General features: G+C 59.6%; 17 protein-coding genes, 1 other RNA gene and 1 pseudogene. 8 read left to right on the top strand and 11 right to left on the bottom strand.

Features of this window, described 5'->3' with window-relative positions; all coding sequences use genetic code 11:
• From carB to grpE, 6 genes and pseudogenes are all read right to left on the bottom strand, one after another.
• Positions 1-808 (bottom strand): annotated as a pseudogene (carB, locus tag ACI2KS_RS28920) (carbamoyl phosphate synthase large subunit); the annotation flags it as partial.
• 124 nt (positions 809-932) lie between these two features.
• The gene (gene carA, locus ACI2KS_RS28915) at positions 933-2,069 is read right to left on the bottom strand and encodes a glutamine-hydrolyzing carbamoyl-phosphate synthase small subunit (protein ID WP_404624447.1); all 1,137 of its coding nucleotides are present in this window, start codon (positions 2,067-2,069) and stop codon (positions 933-935) included.
• Positions 2,070-2,348: 279 nt separating this feature from the next.
• Positions 2,349-3,155: a 4-hydroxy-tetrahydrodipicolinate reductase gene (dapB, locus tag ACI2KS_RS28910; RefSeq protein ID WP_404624446.1), complete on the bottom strand. Its 807-nt coding sequence runs from the start codon at positions 3,153-3,155 to the stop codon at positions 2,349-2,351.
• Positions 3,156-3,165: 10 nt separating this feature from the next.
• Positions 3,166-4,296 (bottom strand): molecular chaperone DnaJ, encoded by a 1,131-nt coding sequence (gene dnaJ, locus ACI2KS_RS28905; protein ID WP_404624445.1) that lies wholly within the window; start codon positions 4,294-4,296, stop codon positions 3,166-3,168.
• A 337-nt stretch (positions 4,297-4,633) separates the two neighbouring features.
• Positions 4,634-6,553: a molecular chaperone DnaK gene (gene dnaK / locus ACI2KS_RS28900; protein WP_404624444.1), complete on the bottom strand. Its 1,920-nt coding sequence runs from the start codon at positions 6,551-6,553 to the stop codon at positions 4,634-4,636.
• 103 nt (positions 6,554-6,656) lie between these two features.
• Positions 6,657-7,262 (bottom strand): nucleotide exchange factor GrpE, encoded by a 606-nt coding sequence (grpE, locus tag ACI2KS_RS28895; protein WP_404624443.1) that lies wholly within the window; start codon positions 7,260-7,262, stop codon positions 6,657-6,659.
• Between the two features lie 235 nt (positions 7,263-7,497).
• Between grpE and recN the strand changes: the two genes are divergently transcribed.
• Complete coding sequence (gene recN, locus ACI2KS_RS28890; RefSeq protein WP_404624442.1) at positions 7,498-9,171, top strand: DNA repair protein RecN; 1,674 nt, start codon at positions 7,498-7,500, stop codon at positions 9,169-9,171.
• 174 nt (positions 9,172-9,345) lie between these two features.
• Here recN and fur read toward each other — a convergent pair whose 3' ends face one another.
• The gene (fur, locus tag ACI2KS_RS28885) at positions 9,346-9,753 is read right to left on the bottom strand and encodes a ferric iron uptake transcriptional regulator (protein ID WP_110951407.1); all 408 of its coding nucleotides are present in this window, start codon (positions 9,751-9,753) and stop codon (positions 9,346-9,348) included.
• Between the two features lie 98 nt (positions 9,754-9,851).
• On the opposite strand from fur, the gene ACI2KS_RS28880 reads away from it, so the two are divergent.
• The gene (locus ACI2KS_RS28880; protein WP_404624441.1) at positions 9,852-10,376 is read left to right on the top strand and encodes an outer membrane protein assembly factor BamE; all 525 of its coding nucleotides are present in this window, start codon (positions 9,852-9,854) and stop codon (positions 10,374-10,376) included.
• Positions 10,377-10,452: 76 nt separating this feature from the next.
• Here the strand turns inward: ACI2KS_RS28880 and ACI2KS_RS28875 are convergent, their stop codons facing one another.
• From ACI2KS_RS28875 to ACI2KS_RS28865, 3 genes are read right to left on the bottom strand one after another with little or no spacing between them, the layout of a single operon-like run.
• A complete protein-coding gene (locus ACI2KS_RS28875) occupies positions 10,453-10,773 on the bottom strand; it encodes an RnfH family protein (RefSeq protein WP_404624440.1) in 321 nt (106 codons plus the stop codon).
• Complete coding sequence (locus ACI2KS_RS28870) at positions 10,766-11,200, bottom strand: type II toxin-antitoxin system RatA family toxin (RefSeq protein WP_404624439.1); 435 nt, start codon at positions 11,198-11,200, stop codon at positions 10,766-10,768. The genes ACI2KS_RS28875 and ACI2KS_RS28870 overlap by 8 nt, the downstream gene beginning before the upstream one ends.
• Positions 11,201-11,207: 7 nt before the next feature.
• Positions 11,208-12,611, bottom strand: coding sequence for a sodium-dependent transporter (locus ACI2KS_RS28865; protein ID WP_404624438.1), 1,404 nt, complete (start codon positions 12,609-12,611; stop codon positions 11,208-11,210).
• Positions 12,612-12,728: 117 nt separating this feature from the next.
• Between ACI2KS_RS28865 and smpB the strand changes: the two genes are divergently transcribed.
• Positions 12,729-13,211 (top strand): SsrA-binding protein SmpB, encoded by a 483-nt coding sequence (smpB, locus tag ACI2KS_RS28860; protein ID WP_404624437.1) that lies wholly within the window; start codon positions 12,729-12,731, stop codon positions 13,209-13,211.
• A gap of 120 nt (positions 13,212-13,331) precedes the next feature.
• Here the strand turns inward: smpB and ACI2KS_RS28855 are convergent, their stop codons facing one another.
• A complete protein-coding gene (locus ACI2KS_RS28855; protein WP_404624436.1) occupies positions 13,332-14,099 on the bottom strand; it encodes a GntR family transcriptional regulator in 768 nt (255 codons plus the stop codon).
• Between the two features lie 420 nt (positions 14,100-14,519).
• Between ACI2KS_RS28855 and ACI2KS_RS28850 the strand changes: the two genes are divergently transcribed.
• The 5 genes from ACI2KS_RS28850 to ssrA all read left to right on the top strand — a co-directional run bounded on the left by ACI2KS_RS28850 (position 14,520) and on the right by ssrA (position 21,337).
• Complete coding sequence (locus tag ACI2KS_RS28850; protein ID WP_404624435.1) at positions 14,520-16,217, top strand: lactate permease LctP family transporter; 1,698 nt, start codon at positions 14,520-14,522, stop codon at positions 16,215-16,217.
• Between the two features lie 68 nt (positions 16,218-16,285).
• Positions 16,286-17,434 (top strand): FMN-dependent L-lactate dehydrogenase LldD, encoded by a 1,149-nt coding sequence (gene lldD / locus ACI2KS_RS28845; RefSeq protein WP_404624434.1) that lies wholly within the window; start codon positions 16,286-16,288, stop codon positions 17,432-17,434.
• A gap of 75 nt (positions 17,435-17,509) precedes the next feature.
• Entirely contained in the window at positions 17,510-20,320 is a 2,811-nt protein-coding gene (locus ACI2KS_RS28840; protein ID WP_404624433.1) for an FAD-binding and (Fe-S)-binding domain-containing protein, read from the top strand.
• Between the two features lie 210 nt (positions 20,321-20,530).
• Complete coding sequence (locus ACI2KS_RS28835; RefSeq protein ID WP_404624432.1) at positions 20,531-20,824, top strand: hypothetical protein; 294 nt, start codon at positions 20,531-20,533, stop codon at positions 20,822-20,824.
• A 121-nt stretch (positions 20,825-20,945) separates the two neighbouring features.
• Positions 20,946-21,337, top strand: a transfer-messenger RNA (tmRNA) gene (gene ssrA, locus ACI2KS_RS28830).
• Positions 21,338-21,414 lie beyond the last annotated feature (77 nt).

The following is a 21,414-nucleotide window of genomic DNA, read 5'->3' as shown; positions in this document are numbered from 1 at the left end:
CCAGAGAGGTGTTACGCAGGATCTGGTATTCCTTGTCGGTGAGGGTCTGAGCCGGTGAAACGGTGATCGAGTCACCGGTGTGCACGCCCTTCGGGTCGAAGTTCTCGATGGAGCAGACGATGATGCAGTTGTCCTTTTTGTCGCGGACAACTTCCATTTCATATTCTTTCCAGCCGATCAGCGATTCGTCGATCAGCAGCTCTTTGGTCGGAGACAGGTCCAGGCCGCGGGCGCAGATTTCTTCGAATTCTTCACGGTTGTAAGCGATACCGCCACCGGTGCCGCCCATGGTGAAGGACGGACGGATGATGCACGGGAAGCCCAGCGTCTCGAGGACTGCGTTGGCTTCTTCCATGGTGTGGGCGATGCCGGAACGCGGGCAGGCCAGGCCGATGGATTTCATCGCCTTGTCGAAACGCGAACGGTCTTCAGCCTTGTCGATGGTGTCGGCGTTGGCGCCGATCATTTCTACGCCGAACTTCTCCAGAATGCCTTCGCGCTCCAGGTCCAGTGCGCAGTTCAGGGCGGTCTGGCCACCCATGGTCGGCAGCAGCGCGTCCGGGCGCTCCTTCTCGATGATCTTGGCGACAGTCGCCCACTTGATCGGCTCGATGTAGGTGGCGTCGGCCATGGCCGGGTCGGTCATGATGGTGGCCGGGTTGGAGTTCACCAGGATGACGCGGTAACCCTCTTCGCGCAGTGCTTTACAAGCCTGGGCGCCGGAGTAGTCGAATTCGCAGGCCTGGCCGATCACGATCGGGCCAGCGCCAAGAATCAGGATGCTTTTAATGTCTGTACGTTTTGGCATGGGTTGTCACTCGAATCCTGTGTCAGTCGGCAAGCCGTCTTGAACATTCTCTGAGGTGCCAGGCGGGGCATCGGACGTATCCGGCCCGCCACAGGCACCTGCTCGCTACAGTCGCAAGTCAGCCTTAGCGGCGCTTGGCCATGGCCGTGATGAAGCGATCAAACAGCGGCGCGACGTCGTTGGGACCCGGGCTCGCCTCAGGGTGACCCTGGAAGCTGAACGCTTCTTTGTCGGTGCGCTCGATACCCTGCAGAGTGCCGTCGAACAGCGACTTGTGGATAGCCCGGACGTTACCCGGCAAGGTGCTTTCGTCTACCGCGAAACCGTGGTTCTGGCTGGTGATCATGACCACGCCGGTGTCCAGATCCTGGACCGGGTGGTTGGCACCGTGGTGACCATGACCCATCTTGACGGTCTTGGCGCCAGAGGCCAGAGCCAGCAGCTGGTGACCCAGGCAGATACCAAATACCGGAATCTCGGTCTGCAGCACATCCTTGATGGCCTGGATCGCGTAATCGCAAGGCTCTGGATCACCAGGGCCGTTGGACAGGAACACGCCATCAGGATTGAGTGCGAGCACTTCGCTGGCAGGGGTCTGGGCAGGCACCACGGTCACACGGCAACCGCGCTCGACCAGCATGCGCAGAATGTTGGTCTTTACACCGTAGTCGTAGGCGACAACGTTGTATGGCAGCTCGGCAGCAGCGATTTCCGGATGACTGTCGGTTGCCAGGTTCCAGACGCTGGAACGCCATTCGTAGCGCTTCTTGGTGCTGACTTCTTTCGCCAGATCCATGCCTTTGAGGCCCGGAAAACCACGCGCTGCTGCAATGGCTGCTTCTTCGGAAATGTTGTCGCCGGCCATGATGCAGCCGTTCTGCGCACCTTTCTCACGCAGGATGCGGGTCAGGCGGCGGGTGTCGATGCCGGCAATGGCAACCACGTTGTTGGCCTTCAGATAGTCGTCAAGGGACATCTTGTTACGCCAATTGCTCGCTACCAGCGGCAGATCGCGAATGACCAGACCTGCCGACCATACGCGGTCGGATTCAGCGTCTTCAGGCGTGGTGCCCGTATTGCCAATGTGGGGGTAAGTCAGGGTGACGATTTGCTGGGCATAGGAAGGATCGGTAAGGATTTCCTGATAGCCGGTCATTGCGGTGTTGAACACCACCTCACCAACGGTTTGACCGTCGGCTCCAATGGCTTCGCCGCGAAAAATGCTGCCATCAGCAAGGGCGAGTATGGCTGGCTTAGTCAAGAAGACCTCCCGTAATAAAGCCTGAAAGGGCGATCGCAGGTTGTAAAAAAGCGGAATGACGTATAGACACGTCACCCCGCTTTTTTCATCGAATTATCTGCGCGCTTTTAGTGGACACACTAAAGCTGTAGCTTACAGAAAAAGGCTTTTTTAATCCACCGCTAAAACGCCTTAAAGGCAGGGGAATGCGACAGGACATCGCGTGGCGGTGTAAAACTGCGGGCAGGATACAGGTAAAACACCCTTTCTGCCCGCATTGTCGCTCGTCAGAACGCTTGATCAGTGCAGACCTAGCACGTCCTGCATGTCGTACAGGCCAGGCCCCTTGCCATCAAGCCATAGCGCCGCTCGCACAGCGCCTTTGGCAAACGTCATGCGACTGGACGCCTTGTGCGTGATCTCCAGACGCTCGCCCTCGGCCGCGAACAGCACCGTATGATCACCCACCACATCACCCCCGCGCACGGTGGCAAACCCGATGGTGTCGCGCTCACGCACACCGGTATGGCCTTCACGACCATAGACCGCGACCTCGTTCAGATCACGACCCAAGGTCCTGGCGATGACCTCACCCATGCTGACCGCAGTACCCGATGGGGCGTCGACCTTGTTACGGTGATGCGCCTCGATGATCTCGATGTCCGAGTCCTCGCCCATCACCCGCGCCGCCAGCTCCAGCAGCTTGAAGGACAGATTGACACCGACACTGAAGTTGGACGCGAAGACGATCGGGATTTCCCTGCTCGCCTCCAGCAGCAGGTGCTTGTGCTCGACACTCAAGCCCGTGGTACCGATGACCATGGCCTTGCCGGCCTTACGGCAGAAGGCCAGGTTCTTCAGCATGACGTCGGGCAACGTGAAGTCGATCAGGACATCGAATTCGTCGGCCACCTGCTCAAGATTGCCGGTCAGCTGCACGCCAATGCGCCCCAGCGAAGCCAGCTCGCCAGCATCAGCGCCGATCATGGTGCTGCCCGGCCGCACGACGGCGGCTGTCAGGCCCGCCAGCGGTGCGCGCTCCTGAACAGCCTCGACCAGATTCCTGCCCATGCGCCCGGCAGCGCCCATCACAGCAATACGTCGCATGCCCTGCTCCTTAGAGATCGCCGAAGAAACGCTTCACGCCTTCGAACCAACCGCTGGCCTTGGGGGAGTGAGAGCTGTCGCCTTCAAGAGAGGCACGGAACTCTTCGAGCAGCTCGCGCTGACGACGTCCAAGGTTGACCGGCGTTTCTACCGCAACGCGACACATCAGGTCGCCCGCCCCGCCACCACGGACCGGGGCAACGCCTTTGCCGCGCAGACGGAACTGCTTGCCGGTCTGGGTGCCTTCGGGAATCTTCAGCTTGACGCGGCCGTCCAGGGTCGGGACTTCCAGCTCGCCACCCAGTGCTGCGTCGGTAAAGCTGATCGGCACTTCGCAATACAGATGCTTGCCATCGCGCTGGAAAATCGCGTGTTCGCGGACATTGATCACCACGTACAGGTCGCCCGTCGGACCACCCTGAACACCGGCTTCACCCTCACCCGAAAGGCGGATGCGATCGCCGGTATCCACGCCTGCAGGAACCTTGACCGACAACGTCTTGTATTCCTCGACACGGCCTTCGCCATGACAGGAATCACAAGGGTCGGAAATGATTTTGCCGTTGCCGTGGCAACGTGGGCACGTCTGCTGCACAGAGAAGAAGCCTTGCTGCATGCGCACCTGGCCGATACCGCCGCAAGTCGGGCAGGTCACCGGAGCGGAACCCTTCTTGGCGCCACTGCCGTCGCACGGTTTGCAGTTGACCAGAGTCGGCACGCGAATGCTGACGGTAGTCCCGCGCACAGCCTCTTCGAGGTTCAGTTCCAGCGTATAGCGCAGGTCACTGCCGCGCTGAGCGCCGCCACGACCACCGCCGCCAGCACGGCCGCCACCGAAAAAGTCGCTGAAGACATCGCCGAAAATGTCGGAGAAGTTCGCGTTGCCAAACCCGGCACCGCCACCCCCCATGCCTTGATCCACACCGGCATGGCCGTATTGATCATAGGCAGCACGCTTGCTGGCATCGGACAGCACTTCGTAAGCCTCGTTGGCTTCCTTGAATGCATCTTCCGAGGCTTTGTCGCCGGGATTGCGGTCAGGGTGATACTTCATCGCGAGACGACGGTACGCCTTTTTCAGGTCCGCCTCGCTGGAGCCCCGCTCCACCCCCAATACTTCGTAATAGTCACGCTTTGACATAAGTTTTCTGCACTCTTGAGGACGTCCGACATAACCCTCCTGAGCTTGCCGAACTCGTTGAGCCCCTTTCAGGCCCGGACCCAACTCACGTCAATTCAACGATCCTGGTCTTGGTTCAACGGCCTTTGATCGACCGATATAAGCGGCAGAACAAGCCGGTCGCAGGAGCTTGCGGCTTTGCCACCAGGCCCGCGCGCAAAACGCGCAAGCCCCTAGAATTTCGCATATTCCAGATACGCCAACGCGGGAGCAAGCTCCCGCGCGGCGACATCCTACCAGCGACCACCCGAAAGCGGTCAACCGGCGATCAAGCGAGCCTGCGCCTTTTTATGGCGTGTCACTTGTGATCTTTGACTTCTTCGAACTCGGCGTCGACCACGTCGTCAGCTGCCTTGCCCTCTTCGTGAGCAGGCTGAGCACCGGCCTCAGGCTTTTCTGCCTGCTCGGCGTACATCTTCTGAGCAACCGGCGCGGAGACTTTCGACAACTCTTCGACTTTGGCGTCGATGGCAGCCTTGTCGTCGCCCTTGACCGCAGCTTCCAGAGCGACCACTGCTGCTTCGATAGCGGTCTTCTCTTCGGCCGTAACCTTGTCGCCAGCGTCCGTTACCATTTTGCGCGTCGAGTGAACCAGTGCATCACCCTGGTTGCGGGCAGCGGCCAGCTCTTCGAACTTGCGGTCTTCATCGGCGTTGGTTTCAGCATCGCGAATCATCTGCTGAATCTCTTCCTCGGACAGACCGGAGTTGGCCTTGATCACGATCGACTGAGTCTTGCCGGTGGCCTTGTCCTTGGCGCCTACGTGCAGAATGCCGTTGGCGTCGATGTCGAAGGTCACTTCAATTTGCGGCACGCCACGTGGCGCTGGTGGAATCTCGGCCAGGTCGAACTTGCCCAGTGACTTGTTCTGCGCAGCTTGCTTGCGCTCACCTTGCAGTACGTGAATGGTCACGGCGCCCTGATTGTCGTCGGCAGTCGAGAACACTTGCGATTTCTTGGTTGGAATCGTGGTGTTTTTCTCGATCAGCGCGGTCATCACGCCGCCCATGGTTTCGATACCCAGGGTCAGCGGGCTGACGTCCAGCAGCAGCACGTCTTTGACGTCACCGGCCAGTACCGCACCCTGGATCGCTGCACCCATGGCAACTGCTTCGTCAGGGTTGACGTCCTTGCGCGCTTCTTTGCCGAAGAAATCGGTGACAGCCTTCTGCACCATTGGCATACGGGTCTGACCGCCGACCAGGATCACGTCGTTGATCGCGCCAACGTCGATACCCGAATCCTTCAGCGCGATGCGGCAAGGTTCGATGGTGCGCTGAACCAGATCTTCAACCAGCGACTCAAGCTTGGCGCGGGAAATTTTCACGTTCAAGTGCTTCGGACCGGTCGCGTCTGCAGTGATGTACGGCAGGTTGACGTCGGTCTGCAGGCTGGAGGACAGCTCGATCTTGGCTTTTTCCGCAGCTTCTTTCAGACGCTGCATGGCCAGCGGGTCACCCTTGAGGTTCATGCCGCTTTCTTTCTTGAATTCGTCAACCAGGTAGTCGATCAGACGAATGTCGAAGTCTTCACCACCCAGGAAGGTGTCGCCGTTGGTGGCCAACACTTCGAACTGGTGCTCACCGTCGACTTCAGCGATTTCAATGACCGAAACGTCGAAGGTACCGCCACCCAGGTCATAAACGATGACCGTGTGATCGCCCTTGGCCTTGTCCATACCGTAAGCCAGAGCAGCTGCGGTCGGTTCGTTGATGATGCGCTTGACGTCCAGACCCGCGATACGGCCGGCGTCTTTGGTCGCCTGACGCTGGCTGTCGTTGAAGTAAGCCGGAACGGTGATTACAGCTTCGGTTACGGACTCACCGAGGTAGTCTTCGGCGGTCTTCTTCATTTTCTTCAGGATTTCAGCCGAAATCTGTGGCGGCGACATTTTCTGGCCGTTCACTTCGACCCAGGCGTCACCGTTGTCAGCCTTGGCGATCTTGTAAGGGACCATTTTGATGTCTTTCTGTACGACTTCTTCGTCGAACTTACGACCAATCAGACGCTTTACCGCGTACAGGGTGTTGTGCGGGTTGGTCACTGCTTGACGCTTGGCCGACTGGCCGACCAGGATTTCGCCGTCGTTGGCGTAAGCAATGATCGACGGGGTGGTACGAGCGCCTTCAGCGTTCTCGATAACCTTGGCCTTGCCGTTTTCCAGAACCGAGACGCAGGAGTTGGTGGTCCCCAGGTCGATACCGATAATCTTGCCCATCTTTGAATCTCCCGAAACTTTAATTAGGTTGCCGCAACTGCGTTTACAAATTGCGGTAATTCTTTAAACGCATGGCCTGTAAATGGGGGCCACTCAGCTGATTTCAAGCCTGTTCGTCAATTGACGGCGCAACAGGCGACGGTGCCTTGCTGACCACGACCATGGCCGGGCGCAGCAGGCGACCGTTGAGCTGGTAACCCTTCTGAAACACCTTGAGCACGCTGTTGGGCTCGACGTCCGCGCTTTCCTGCATCGCCATCGCCTGGTGGTGCTCGGCGTTGAACGGCTGGCCATGCGGGTCGATGGTCTCCAGCTGATAACGCTTGAGCGTGTCGCCAAACATTTTCAGGGTCAGCTCGATACCTTCACGCATCGGCCGGATGTTTTCGTCATCCGGGTTGGACAGGTCCAGACCACGCTCAAGGCTGTCCACGATCGGCAGCAAATCGCCAGCGAACTTCTCCAGCGCGAACTTGTGCGCTTTCTCTACATCTTGCTCGGCGCGGCGGCGGACGTTCTGCAGATCCGCAGCGACACGCAGAGACTGGTCCTGTGCTGCAGCCAGTTGCTCTTCCAGCACTTGCACGCGAGTTACCAAATCTTCCCTGGAAGTCGCCGCGTCAGCAGCCTGATCCTGAGTTTGCGAATCCGGGTTCTGTTCGTCAGCCATCGTTCTCTCCTTCTCATTACGTCCGTGAGCTGAACTCACGCTTCTGCCCGGCTATATGGGGTCGTAATTTTCGGCTTCAAGGGGTTTGGTTGCAGGTTGGGGTGAATAGCCCTACAAATTTTCCGACATGATTGCGCTGCGGCCGGCCTGCCAAATTCCGGCATTGGTGCTAAAAATCCAGAGCAACCTGCCAAATCGAGCTAAAGCGGGGCATTGTCAGGCCGAAGCAAAACACTGTATAAATAACCAGACAAATCGCTTGGGAGCCGCCCATATGCTGGTGCACCTGTCCATACATAACTACGCCATCGTTGAACACCTCGATCTTGAACTGGATCGCGGCATGAGCGTCATCACCGGGGAAACAGGTGCGGGCAAGTCGATCATGCTCGACGCGCTGGGCCTTACCCTGGGCGATCGTGCCGACAGCGGCGTAGTAAGGCCGGGCGCCGACAAGGCCGACATCCTGGCGACATTCGATGTATCGGATATCCCCGAAGCTCGTGTCTGGCTGCAAGAGCGCGATCTGGAAACCGATGGTCCATGCATCCTGCGGCGGGTGATCACTGCCGAAGGGCGCTCCCGTGCGTATATAAATGGCACGCCCTGCCCTCAAGGTGACTTGAAAGCCCTGGGTGAGTTGCTGATCGACATTCACAGCCAGCACGAACACCAATCGCTGCTCAAGACCGACACTCATCGCCGCTTGCTGGACGAATACGCAGGCGCCACCGAGCTTGCCCGCCAGGTCCACTTGGCGGCTCAGCGCTGGCGCCAGACTCGCCAGGAGCTCGAGCGCCTGGCCAATTCAGGTGACGAGCAGCGTGCCAAGCATCAGCTTTTGAGTTACCAGCTTGAAGAGCTGGAAGGCTTGAGCCTGGGCGAAAACGAGCTTCAGCAGCTGGAGCAGGAGCACACGACCCTGACCAATGCCGAAAGCCTGCTCGGCATCTGTCGACAAGTGGTGGAGCTGTGCAGTGAAAGCGATTCGGGCAATGCGCTGAATGCCCTGACCGCCAGCCTCAACCGCCTGAGCAGCGTGAACAACTCGCCGGACGCCTTGAACGAGGCCACCAACCTGCTCTCCAGCGCTCAGATTCAGGTTGAAGAGGCCGTCGGCGAAATCAATCGTTTCCTCGACCGCTTCGAAGCTGACCCAGCGCGGCTGCAGCAGATCGAAGAGCGCCTGGACACGATCTATACATTGGCTCGCAAGCATCGCGTGCAACCGAACGAAGTCCCGGCGCTGCATCAGAAGCTGCTGGACGAAATCGAAACGCTCAATGCCAATGACGAGGCCGTCGAACGCCTGGAACACGAGGTGGCGTCATACGCCCGCCACTATCAGGAAAAGGCGCGTGAGCTGAGTGATTTGCGCCACCGCGCGGCGCCGGAACTCGCACATTCGGTAGAACATGAAATACAGCGCCTGGGCATGCCCGGCGGACGCTTCAATATCGAGTTGCGCCAGAACGTGGACAAAGAGCTGTCGCCCAATGGTCTGGAGCAGGTCGAGTTACTGGTCAGCGCCAACCCCGGACAGCCGCTCAAGGCACTGGCAAAGGTAGCCTCCGGTGGCGAGCTGTCGCGCATCAGCCTGGCGATTCAGGTCATCACTGCTCAGACCTCACGCGTGCCAACGCTGGTCTTCGACGAAGTGGATGTCGGCATCGGCGGCCCTACCGCAGAGATCGTCGGCCAATTGCTGCGCAGGCTGGGTGAGCGCGGGCAAGTAATGACCGTTACTCACTTGCCGCAGGTCGCAGCTCAAGGGCATCAGCACTTGTTCGTGCACAAAGTGCGCGACGAACAAGCCACACGTACCGCTGTCTCCAAGCTCAGCAAGAACGAGCGCGTAGAAGAGGTTGCCCGGATGCTTGGCGGCATCGACCTGACCAAAGAATCGCTGGCCCATGCGAAGAAGATGGTGGTGGCAGCCAAGTCATAGCACCCTCGTGTAGCAGCACGGCTTGCTGGCGCTGGCGATTCAAGGACGCCACCGCCGGCAAGCTGTGCTGCTACAGAAAAATCGGCATCTCCATCAACGTTCGTGCCTTATCCCAGATGCTGAAACCAACAAAGGCGACCCTAAGGTCGCCTTTGTTTTGTATCAAAAAAAGACTTACGCCTTTTTCTTGCGTACGTAGAGAACCAGATTGTGATCCACCAGCTCGAAGCCGTGCTTGACCACAATGGCTTTCTGCAGCTTCTCGATTTCTTCGTCGAAGAACTCGATCACCTCACCGGATTCCACGTTGACCATATGGTCGTGGTGGCCTCCATCCGCCAGTTCGAATACGGCGTGACCGCCGTCGAAGTTGTGGCGAACCACCAATCCGGCTGCTTCGAACTGAGTCAAAACACGGTAAACCGTCGCCAGACCGACGTCTTCGTTGGCCTCCATAAGCGCCTTGTAGACGTCCTCCGCGCTCATGTGGCGCTGCTCTGCAGAGTCGAGCATTTGAAGGATCTTGACCCGTGGCAGGGTCACTTTAAGTCCAGCTTTGCGTAGTTCGCTATTTTCAACCATGGTCAGCTTTCTCGCAGACGCTGCTTCGCAGCTTCTCTTAATGCAGGTATGATCGGGGTTTACGTTGTCCCAGCCAAGATAGTGGAAGTCGCCCACCGATGCAAAACACCAAGCTCTTGCTAACCAGTTTCACCTTCGTGGGACTGCTCGCACTCGCCGGTTGTTCATTCCCCGGGGTTTATAAAATCGACATCCAACAGGGCAATGTCGTCACGCAAGACATGATAGACCAGTTACGCCCCGGAATGACCCGTCGGCAAGTAAGGTTTATCATGGGCAACCCGTTGTTGACCGACACCTTCCACCCTGAGCGCTGGGACTATCTGTACAGCCTGCAGCCAGGTGGCGGCGAACGCCAACAGGAACGCATCAGCCTGCTGTTCAACGGCAGCGATCAGCTGGCGAGCCTTTCCGGTGACTTCAAACCGGGTGTGAGCCGCGACGAGGCGATCCTCGGCAAGAGCAGCGACACCACTACGACCCCCGAGAACACTGGGGAGCAGCCGAAAAAAGAACAGCCGCCTAAACCAGGCTCACTGCTCGAGCAGATCCAGAACGACGTCGACAAAGTCGAGACCGTTCCAGTGCCGACTCAGGAACCGCTGGATACCAATCCACGCTGATCCCGAAAAACGCACCCATAAAAAAACCCGGCAATGCCGGGTTTTTTTACGCCTATCAATCGAGGCCATCGAAAATTTAAATCGGTTTGCGCTCTTTTTTCATCTTCGCGGCTTTCTCCGCCCGCAAGCGGCGAACCTCTTTTGGATCGGCCAGCAGCGGTCGGTAGATCTCGACTCGGTCGCCGTCATCCAGTCGACGCTGCTGTGGATCGCTGACGACCTTGCCGAAGATGCCCACCGTGCAGTGATCCAGATCCAGATCGGCAAAGCGCTGGGCAATGCCTGAAGCCTGCATGGCAGCAAACACGGTAGTGCCCACCGGGACCTTGAGCGTGAGTAGCGCTTGTCGGTCGACAGCGGCGTACACCACTTCCACGCTGATCATCGTCTCAGCCATGCAGCTCTTTGGCTCGCTGGCAAAAGGCATCGACCAGGGTGTTGGCTGCCTGGTTGAACAAGGGCCCCAGGGTTGCGCGCACGATAGGGCCGGAGTAGTCGAACGACAGATCCAGGCTGATCTTGCAGGCCTTGTCGCTCAGCGCCTTGAACGTCCAGACACCGTGCAACTGACTGAACGGGCCTTCTTCAAGATTCATCTCGATGGTCTGACCGGGCGTCAGAATATTGCGCGTAACGAAATGCTGGCTCAGGCCGCCTTTGGCGATCTCCACCCGAGCCCGCATGGAGGTCTCACCCTGATCCAGGATTGTGGCCCCGGAGCACCAGGGCAGAAATTCCGAGTAGCGGGACACATCGTTGACCAGGTCATATAAAGCCTGAGCGGGATACGGCAACAGGGCCGAACGTTGAATATGCGTAGTCATGTCAGCGTCATTTCCAAAGCTGAGCGGCAAAGACAATCAGAATGCCGATCGGCGCCACATAGCGCATCAAAAAGAACGTCAGAGCGAACAGCACCGGACTGCGCACCAACAACTCGTCGCGCACTGCCTCACGGCCCATCACCCAACCTGCGAAAATCACAAAGCACAATCCACCCAGCGGCAGCATGATCCGGGACGTGAAGAAATCAATCACGCCAAAGAAATCCAGCCCTGCCGTTGCGCCCCACTGGTAGAGGTGAAACGCGCCGCCTTCGTTCACGAAAAATTTGGCCTGCTTCCAGATGTTGAACGAGAACACCGTCCCCAGACCCACGAACCAACAGATGAACGACAGCCAGAACGTTACCCATCCGCGGCGCACTTTCGTGCGCTCCACCAGGTAGGCAACCATCGGCTCCAGCAGCGAGATCGCCGAGCTCCATGCCGCCACTGCAACGAGGATGAAAAACACCACGCCCATCACGGTACCGAAGGCTACGTTACCAAATGCGTAAGGTAAGGTGACGAACATCAGTCCCGGACCCTCGCTGGGGTTCAGCCCGGCAGCGAAGACAATCGGGAACAGCGCCAGGCCCGCCAGCAGCGAAACGAAGGTATCGAGCAAGGCCACGCCGACCACCGTGGCGCTGATGGACGCCTCCTTGGTCATGTAGGCGCCGTAGATCATGATCGAGCCGACACCCACGCTCAGCGAGAAGAACGCGTGACCCATGGCTGGCAGCAGGCCCTCCATGATCTGTTCGGGCTTGAAGTCGAACATGAAGTGCACGCCTTCCATGAAGTGCCCGGTGGTCAGGCTGTAGCCCAGCAAGATCACCATCAGCACGAACAGCAACGGCATCAGGATCCGCAGGCTGCGCTCAAGCCCTGCGTTGACACCCTTGGCGATGGTGATCGCCGACAACAGCATGAACAGCGTGTGCCAGGCCACCAGCCGCCACGGATCGGCAATCAACTCGCCGAAAAATGCGCCCACTCCATCAGGCGTGACGGCCTGGAAATCGCCCTTGCCGACATCGATGATGTATTCCAGCGACCAGCCGCCGACGACGCTGTAAAAAGACAGGATCAGCAGGGCGGTGATCATCCCGGCGAAGGCACCCCATGACCACTTGCCCGAGTGGCCGGCTTCGCGCGCCAGCACCTTCAGGGCATTGGCCGGGCTCTGACGGGCGCGACGGCCGATCAGGGTTTCAGCCATCATCACCGGAATACCGATCAGGGCGATGCACGCCAGGAACACCAGCACGAACGCGCCGCCGCCGTAGACGCCGACCATGTAGGGGAATTTCCATATACTGCCCAACCCCACGGCCGAGCCTGTGGCCGCCAGGATGAACACCCAGCGACTCGCCCAACTCCCGTGAACCGAAACCTTGTCCGTCGACATCGTTGACACGTCCAACACGCAAAAAAGATCGCGCATTGTCCGGGATTCACTCAACGTGCTCAAGCACACAGCTTGACCGTAGCCGAGAGCACCGTTGATCCCTATAATGCGTCGCCTATGGCTAAGCTCAAGAAACATCCCACAGGGACCATCGCGCAAAATAAAAAGGCGCGACACGATTACTTCATCGAACACAAGTTCGAGGCCGGTCTGGTCCTGGCTGGCTGGGAAGTAAAAAGCCTGCGTGCCAACAAGGTGCAGCTGGTAGACAGTTACGTGCTGCTCAAGGACGGTGAGGCCTGGCTGATGGGTAGCCATATCTCGCCGCTGACGACCGCCAGTACGCATGTCATCGCTGATCCGACCCGCACGCGTAAATTGCTGCTCAATCAGCGCGAGCTCGAAAAGCTGACGACGTCCGTGCAGCAGAAAGGCTATGCCTGCGTGGCCCTTTCCCTTTACTGGAAGCAGCACTTGATCAAGTGCGAGATCGCTCTGGGCAAAGGCAAGAAGGAATACGACAAGCGCGACACCGAGCGCGAGCGCGACTCCAATCGCGAGCTGCAACGCGCGGTGCGCAACAAGGGCAAGGAAGACTGATCGAGTCTGGCTGCCAGCAAGGCCTTGGGCGTGAGCCTGCTCGCGATGGGCTGTATCAGACGATAGACATCTCTCGCCTGTCGCGGCCCATCGCGAGCAAGCTCACGCCTACAGGTTTTATTACATCCCGTTACGCCGCTCGGCCCGCGCCGTGCGCTGCACCTGCTGGCGCACTTCCTCCAGGACTTCCTGCACGTAGAGCAGATGCCGACTGGAGACCTCCCGAGCATCGTCCGCTCGACCTTCAATGATCGCCATGTACAACTCGCGATGCTGATCGATCAGCATGTCGCGGGTCTCCGAGCGTTGTTTGTACATGCCGCCGATGTTGGTCACCACGTTGCGCCGCAGCAGATCGAACAGCCCGCGAATGGTGTGCAGCAGGACGGCGTTATGGCTGGCCTCGGCAATAGCCAGGTGAAAGTTGGCGTCGGCGGTGCCCTCTTCGGCACGGCTCACCTCATCGACCCGGCTGTAGCAATCCTGCAAGGCATCGAACGCCTCGCGAAGGCGCGTGCGGTCGACATCGGTCGCGCGGATGGCCGCGTAGTACGCGCATGAGGCCTCCAGCGTGTGGCGAAATTCCAGCAGGTCACGCTGCGCCTCGGGACTGCTTTCCAGCAAGTGCAGCAACGGGTCGCTGAAGGTCGAACCGAGGTTCTCCACCACGTAATTGCCGCCGCCCTGGCGACTGACCAACAGGCCCTTGGCGGTGAGTTTCTGAATGGCTTCGCGCAGGGACGGGCGCGACACGCCGAACTGCTCGGCCAGCGCGCGCTCGGCCGGCAGACGTCCACCGGCTCTGAGCGTGCCCTCCAGGATCATTCTTTCAAGCTGTTCGACGATATCGTCAGACAAGCGGCGCTGACGCACCTGATCAAAGCCCATACCCCTCCACTCCACATCCCCGGCTACCCCGGCTGCCATACAGCGGGGGGCGCATATTCTCGCTGATTGTGATCAGACATTCACGCGGCAGATTCACGTCAAAACGCCGATTCAGGGATAAACCCCAAGCACTGCGACGAAAGTTTTAGCGCCTTAAATTGACACACCCACACGAGGCTTTTAACCTAGCGCCAAGACATTGTAAATTGGTATTACCAATTTATGAATGCCAGCGACTAGTGGTCATCCTCCACGACACGCTGCGGGCGATTCGCGACGGCGAAACACCTGAGCTGGTGAGCTGTGCGACTCGTTCGTCAGCGCCGGCAGGACGATGGGATAACAACCGTCACCTGCAGGAGCCGCGCACGTAAGACATGGACACCGGGCCTAACCAAAAACAAATAAGGGGCCTCCTACATGCAAACCTGGCAACAGCTCTACACACCTCTCGGCAGCCTGGGCCTTTCGGCTCTCGTCGCAATCGTTCCAATCGTGTTCTTCTTCCTCGCCCTGGCGGTTTTCCGGCTCAAGGGTCACGTTGCAGGTGCCATCACCTTGCTGCTTGCCGTTCTGATCGCGATCTTCGCCTTTCAGATGCCCGCGGACATGGCGGTCGCCTCGGCGGTCTACGGCTTCCTCTACGGCCTGTGGCCCATCGCATGGATCATCGTCGCGGCGGTATTCCTCTATAAGCTGACGGTCAAGAGCGGCCAGTTCGAGATCATCCGCAGCTCGGTCATGTCGATCACCGATGACCAACGCTTGCAGGTCTTGCTGATCGGCTTCTGCTTCGGCGCTTTCCTGGAAGGCGCGGCAGGCTTCGGCGCTCCGGTAGCAATCACCGCGGCATTGCTGGTGGGCCTGGGCCTCAATCCGCTGTATGCGGCCGGCCTGTGCCTGATCGCCAACACCGCGCCGGTGGCATTCGGCGCGTTGGGCATCCCGATCATCGTGGCAGGCCAGGTCTCGGGCATCGACGCGTTCAAGATCGGCGCCATGGCGGGCCGGCAACTGCCGTTGCTGTCGGTGTTCGTACCGTTCTGGCTGATGTTCATGATGGACGGCCTCAAAGGCGTCAAAGAAACCTGGCCCGCAGCGCTCGTCGCCGGCGGCAGCTTCGCCATCGTGCAGTTCCTGACGTCCAACTACATCGGCCCGGAACTGCCTGACATCACCTCGGCACTGGTCAGCCTGGTCTCCCTGACCTTCTTCCTGAAAGTCTGGCAACCGGCTCGCGCAGCCGACACCCAGGTCGCGAGCACCAGCGGTGGCGCTGCGGTGATGGGCGGCGGTCCTGGCGGCTTCGGTCAGCCACGCACCACCAAGAAGTCTCCGTACTCCGGCGGCACCATCATCAAGGCCTGGTCACCGTTCCTGATCCTGACCATCATCGTGACCATCTGGACCCTGAAGCCGTTCAAGGCGCTGTTCGCCGCTGGCGGGCCGTTGCAGTCCCTGACCATGAACTTCCCGGTGCCGCATTTGGATCAACTGGTCATGAAAGGCGCGCCGATCGTGGCGAACGCGACAGCGATGCCGGCGGTGTACAAGTTCGACCTGCTGGCGGCATCCGGTAGCGCCATTCTGGTCTCGGCCATTCTGGCCATGATCGTGCTGCGTATCGGTGCCAAAACTGGTATTACCACTTTCAAAGAGACGCTGATCGAACTGCGCTGGGCCATCGTGTCCATCGGCATGGTGCTGGCGTTTGCCTTCGTCATGAACTACTCGGGCATGTCTTCGACACTGGCGTTGGTGCTGGCAGGTACGGGTGCGGCCTTCCCGTTCTTCTCGCCCTTCCTCGGTTGGCTGGGCGTGTTTCTGACCGGTTCCGACACCTCGTCCAACGCGCTGTTTGGCTCGCTGCAAGCGACCACTGCGCACCAGCTGGGCGTCAGTGATGTGCTGATGGTCGCCGCTAACTCCAGCGGTGGTGTGACCGGCAAGATGATCTCTCCACAATCGATCGCGGTGGCTTGCGCTGCGACCGGGCTTGTCGGCAAAGAGTCGGACCTGTTCCGCTTCACCCTCAAGCACAGCATCTTCTTCGCCACCATCGTCGGCTGCATCACCTACATCCAGGCGTACTGGTTAACCGGCATGCTGGTTCACTAAGAGACGAGCGCCAGGCGCGCACTTACGCGCCTGGTTGCTGCCCCGCTCACTCAACGTTGCGAGACCCCATGATCATTTCTGCCTCCACCGACTATCGCGCCGCAGCGCAAAGCAAGCTGCCGCCGTTCCTGTTTCACTACGCCGACGGTGGCGCCTACGCCGAGCACACCCTGCGTCACAACGTTTCCGACCTTGCCAGCATCGCCCTGCGCCAGCGTGTTCTGAAGAACATGTCGCAACTGAGCCTGGAAACCCGGCTATTCGATGAAACCCTGAGCATGCCGGTGATCCTGGCGCCTGTGGGGCTGTGCGGCATGTACGCCCGCCGCGGCGAAGTGCAGGCGGCCCGTGCGGCGGCGGCCAAAGGGATTCCGTTTACCCTGTCCACGGTGTCCGTCTGCCCGATCGAAGAAGTGGCCCCGGCCATTGACCGTCCGATGTGGTTTCAGCTGTATGTGCTCAAGGACCGCGGCTTCATGCGCAATGCCCTCGAGCGCGCCAAGGCCGCGGGGGTCAAGACCCTGGTGTTTACCGTCGACATGCCGGTACCCGGTGCCCGCTACCGCGACCTGCACTCAGGCATGAGCGGCAGCAACGGCCCGATTCGTCGCGTTCTGCAAGCCATGACCCATCCGCAGTGGGCGTGGGATGTGGGAGTCAATGGTCGCCCTCATGACCTGGGCAACGTCTCGGCCTATCGTGGCAACCCCACGGGGCTCACCGACTACATCGCCTGGCTGGGCAATAATTTTGACCCGTCGATTTCCTGGAAGGATCTGGAGTGGATCCGCGAATTCTGGGATGGCCCGATGCTGATCAAGGGCATCCTTGACCCCGACGACGCCCGCGATGCCGTGAAATTCGGTGCCGACGGCATCATCGTTTCCAACCATGGCGGTCGTCAGCTCGATGGCGTGTTGTCCAGCGCCCGAGCGCTGCCAGCGATTGCCGATGCGGTGAAGGGCGACCTGAAAATCCTCGCAGACTCCGGCATCCGCAGCGGCCTGGACGTGGTGCGCATGATCGCCCTCGGTGCCGATGCCGTGCTGATCGGTCGCGCCTTCATTTACGCCCTGGCCACCCACGGCGAGGCCGGAGTGAAACACCTGCTGGACCTGTTCGAAAAAGAAATGCGCGTGGCCATGGTGCTGACCGGCGCCAAATCGATCAGCGAAATCACCCGCGACTCGCTGGTCCGTGAATTGGGCGCCGCCTGAGCGTACCCACACTCTGACGCACGCGGCACGCCAGATGCCGCGGCGCCACGACGATGACTGTATGAGGAAGACCGCATGAGCCTGCCCATTTCCTTCCTGGCCGATGTGAAGCGCCTGATTCCGGCCGAGCGGCGTTTCGACGACCCGCTGTCGACTTTGGCATTCGGCACCGACGCCAGTTTTTACCGGCTGATCCCCAAGCTGGTGATTCGCGTCGAATCGGAAGACGAAGTGGTCAGCCTGCTCAAGCTGGCGCAGGTCGACAAAGTCCCGGTGACCTTCCGCGCCGCAGGCACCAGTTTGTCGGGCCAGGCCATCAGCGACTCGGTGCTGATCGTGCTGGGAGACAACTGGAACGGCCGCGAGGTCCGGCAGGAAGGCGAGCAGATCCGCCTGCAACCGGGCGTGATCGGTGCGCAGGCCAATGCCTGGCTGGCGCCATTCGGGCGCAAGATCGGCCCGGACCCGGCGTCGATCAATGCCGCGAAAATCGGCGGGATCGTCGCCAACAATTCCAGCGGCATGTGCTGCGGCACCGCGCAGAACACCTACCACACCCTCGCAGGTATGCGGCTGGTACTGGCTGACGGCACGCGCATCGACACCGAAGACTCGTTGAGCGTGGCCGCTTTTCGGGCCAGCCACGCGGGCTTGCTGGAACAGCTGTCGCAGCTGGCGCGCGAGACCCGGGCCAATACCGAGCTGGCAGCAAAGATCCGCCACAAATACCGTCTGAAAAATACCACCGGGCTGTCACTCAACGCCCTGATCGATTTCGACGAGCCGCTGGATATCCTCAGTCACCTGCTGGTGGGCTCCGAAGGCACGCTGGGCTTTATCAGCGCAGTCACCTACGACACCGTGCTCGATCACCCGAACAAGGCTTCGGCGTTGATCGTCTTCCCCGACGTCGAAACCTGCTGCAACGCCGTCACCGTCCTGAAAACCCAGCCTGTCTCGGCCGTCGAGTTGCTGGACCGGCGCAGCATGCGTTCGGTGCAAAACAAGCCGGGCATGCCGCCTTTCGTACGCGAGCTGTCGGAAAACGCCTGCGCCTTGCTGATCGAAGCTCGCGCCGCAACCCAGGCATTGCTGCACGAACAACTGGCGCAGATCATGGCGTCGATCGCGCACTTTCCGGTCGACAAGCAGGTCGATTTCACCGAAGACCCCTCCGAAAACGCCCGGCTGTGGGCGATTCGCAAGGACACCTTCCCCGCCGTCGGTGCCGTGCGCGAAACCGGCACCACGGTGATCATCGAAGACGTGACCTTTCCTGTCGAACAGCTGGCCATTGGCGTACGTCGGCTGATCGAGCTGTTCGACAGACATCACTACGACGAAGCGATCCTGTTCGGCCACGCGCTGGAAGGCAATCTGCATTTCGTCTTCACCCAAGGCTTCAACGATCCTCGGGAAATTGCCCGCTATTCAGCGTTCATGGATGACGTCACGCAGCTGGTGGCCGTGGAGTTCAACGGCTCGCTCAAAGCCGAACACGGCACCGGGCGCAACATGGCACCGTTCGTGGAACTGGAATGGGGCAGCGACGCCTACCAATTGATGTGGCAGCTCAAGCGCCTGCTTGACCCCAACGGTATTCTCAACCCGGATGTGGTGCTCAGCGAAGACCCCCAGATTCACCTCAAGCACCTCAAGCCGATGCCCGCCGCCGACGAAATCGTCGACAAGTGCATTGAGTGCGGTTTCTGTGAACCGGTGTGCCCATCCAGAGGGCTGACCCTTAGCCCGCGCCAGCGCATCGTCATGTGGCGCGACATCCAGGCGAAAAAGCGCGCCGGCACCGACACTGCCGACCTGGAACGCGATTACCACTATCAAGGCATCGACACCTGCGCCGCGACCGGGTTATGCGCCCAGCGCTGCCCTGTCGGCATCAATACCGGCGAACTGGTGAAAAAACTCCGCGCGCAGGAAGCCAGCCATGGCAAGACCGCGGGCTGGCTGGCGCATCACTTCACCACGGCTTTGCAGGGCGCACGCTTTACCCTGCATGCGGCCAACGGCGCACGCATGTTGCTGGGCGCACCGCGACTGGCGAAGATCTCCGCTGCACTGACCAAGGCTTCATCAGGACGCGTGCCGCAGTGGACCCCGGCCATGCCGCAACCGGAAAACGCTATTCGTTTCACCCCGCCAGTTGAAGATCAGCGTCCGCGCGTGGTCTACCTAGCGGCCTGTGTTTCACGGGTAATGGGCCCGGCAGCGGCGGATCATGAACAGATGTCGCTGATGGACAAGACCCGCGGCCTGCTGGAAAAGGCCGGCTATCAAGTGGTGTTCCCCGAGGATCAGGACAGCCTGTGCTGCGGTCAGCCCTTTGCGTCCAAGGGTTATCCGGAACAGGCCGAGGAAAAGCGCCAGCAACTGCTGGCGGCGCTGACCAAGGCCAGCCGCGGCGGGCTCGACCCGATCTATTGCGACACCAGCCCCTGCACCCTGCGACTGGTGCAGGACCACAAGGAAACCCGCCTGGACCTCTACGATCCAGTGCGTTTCATCCGCACCCATCTGCTGGACAAACTGGTGTTCACGCCTCAACAAGAGGCGATTGCCGTACATGTCACCTGCAGCACCCAGCACTTGGGTGAAAGCCAGGCGCTGATCGAGCTGGCGCGGCTGTGCAGCGTGAATGTGGTCATCCCTGAAGGGATTCACTGCTGCGGCTTCGCAGGTGACAAAGGCTTCACCACCCCCGAGCTCAACGCCCATTCGCTGCGCACGCTCAAGGGCGCCGTGCAGCACTGCAGCGAAGGCATTTCCACCAGCCGCACCTGCGAGATCGGACTGACGCAGCACGGCGGGATCGACTACCACGGCCTGGTCTATCTCGTGGATCGAGTGACCCAACCAAGATCCGCTTGATGCACACAAATGGGGCAATATTCGCCCCATTTTACCGACACATTCTGCAACATGGCTTTTTCACACCATTTGCAAAATAAATAGAACCCCTGCGACAGCGCACAGTCCATCTCTTTAAGCGCCACGACCCGCTCGGCGCTTATTTCCTCTATCTCGGAGACCGGCCCCACAGAGCGGCCATACCGAGTCCACAGGCTTAAGGAGATACACATGAAGCGCACTGCACTGACTGGCTTGTTTCTTACCGCTGCACTGTTGGGTTCCCCGGTATTCGCTGCCGACGACCTGTGTGGCGCTAATCTGCAGACCCTCAAGGATGCTCATACCTCGGCCAGCACCAACCTGAGCGCCGAGACCAAGGCCGAATTGGAAGAAACCATCACAGCCGCCACCGCTGCTCAAAAAGCCCACGATGATAAAAAATGCATTGAGCTGACCACTAAAGAACTCACCTCCCTCAAAACCGGCGGTGACGGCACTGACGGCGGTAACTCCAGCAAATAAGGCAGGACAGGCACCTTCGCCAGCCTCCGGGTTGGCGTGGTGACGTAGCACCAGGGTCAGAGTCGACGTATCCCATTGATTCGGGTACACTCCGCGACCTGACTGCTAGAGCAGCAGAATTGGGGCCGATTAGGATTCGACGCCGGTGATGAAACTCTAGGGGCATGCCGACTTGGTAACAGAAGTCGTAAATCCACTGTTGCAACTTTCTATAGTTGCCAATGACGAAACCTACGGGGAACAAGCTCTCGCCGCGTAAGCGGTGCTAGCCTTCCTTCTGGTAGCTTCGGCTCCAGCAATCACTAGGGGATGCCTGTAAACCCGAAGTGATTGTCATATAGAACAGGATCGCCGTGCAGTACGCTGTGGACGAATCGGCTAAAACTTACACAGCTCGCCCAAAGCACCCTGCCCGTCGGGTCGCTGAGGGTTAACTTAATAGACACGGCTAAGCATGTAGGCCCGAAAGCGGAGTACTGGCGGACGGGGGTTCAAATCCCCCCGGCTCCACCAAATGATCAAAAAAAGACGTCCACGGACGTCTTTTTTTGTGCCTGTGATCCAGTAAATACGCGGCTTCCAGCGCTTTT

Source organism: Pseudomonas sp. NPDC087358 (genome assembly GCF_044900785.1).
In the GTDB taxonomy this organism is placed as follows: Bacteria; Pseudomonadota; Gammaproteobacteria; order Pseudomonadales; family Pseudomonadaceae; genus Aquipseudomonas.
This window is presented reverse-complemented; position numbering and strand designations above follow the sequence as displayed.

Coding starts and splice junctions, on each gene's coding strand:
- dapB (WP_404624446.1), bottom strand. CDS start 3,155: ATGCGACGTATTGCTGTGATGGGCGCTGCCGGGCGCATGGGCAGGAAT.
- dnaJ (WP_404624445.1), bottom strand. CDS start 4,296: ATGTCAAAGCGTGACTATTACGAAGTATTGGGGGTGGAGCGGGGCTCC.
- dnaK (WP_404624444.1), bottom strand. CDS start 6,553: ATGGGCAAGATTATCGGTATCGACCTGGGGACCACCAACTCCTGCGTC.
- recN (WP_404624442.1), top strand. CDS start 7,498: ATGCTGGTGCACCTGTCCATACATAACTACGCCATCGTTGAACACCTC.
- fur (WP_110951407.1), bottom strand. CDS start 9,753: ATGGTTGAAAATAGCGAACTACGCAAAGCTGGACTTAAAGTGACCCTG.
- ACI2KS_RS28880 (WP_404624441.1), top strand. CDS start 9,852: ATGCAAAACACCAAGCTCTTGCTAACCAGTTTCACCTTCGTGGGACTG.
- ACI2KS_RS28875 (WP_404624440.1), bottom strand. CDS start 10,773: ATGGCTGAGACGATGATCAGCGTGGAAGTGGTGTACGCCGCTGTCGAC.
- ACI2KS_RS28870 (WP_404624439.1), bottom strand. CDS start 11,200: ATGACTACGCATATTCAACGTTCGGCCCTGTTGCCGTATCCCGCTCAG.
- ACI2KS_RS28865 (WP_404624438.1), bottom strand. CDS start 12,611: ATGTCGACGGACAAGGTTTCGGTTCACGGGAGTTGGGCGAGTCGCTGG.
- smpB (WP_404624437.1), top strand. CDS start 12,729: ATGGCTAAGCTCAAGAAACATCCCACAGGGACCATCGCGCAAAATAAA.
- ACI2KS_RS28855 (WP_404624436.1), bottom strand. CDS start 14,099: ATGGGCTTTGATCAGGTGCGTCAGCGCCGCTTGTCTGACGATATCGTC.
- ACI2KS_RS28850 (WP_404624435.1), top strand. CDS start 14,520: ATGCAAACCTGGCAACAGCTCTACACACCTCTCGGCAGCCTGGGCCTT.
- lldD (WP_404624434.1), top strand. CDS start 16,286: ATGATCATTTCTGCCTCCACCGACTATCGCGCCGCAGCGCAAAGCAAG.
- ACI2KS_RS28840 (WP_404624433.1), top strand. CDS start 17,510: ATGAGCCTGCCCATTTCCTTCCTGGCCGATGTGAAGCGCCTGATTCCG.
- ACI2KS_RS28835 (WP_404624432.1), top strand. CDS start 20,531: ATGAAGCGCACTGCACTGACTGGCTTGTTTCTTACCGCTGCACTGTTG.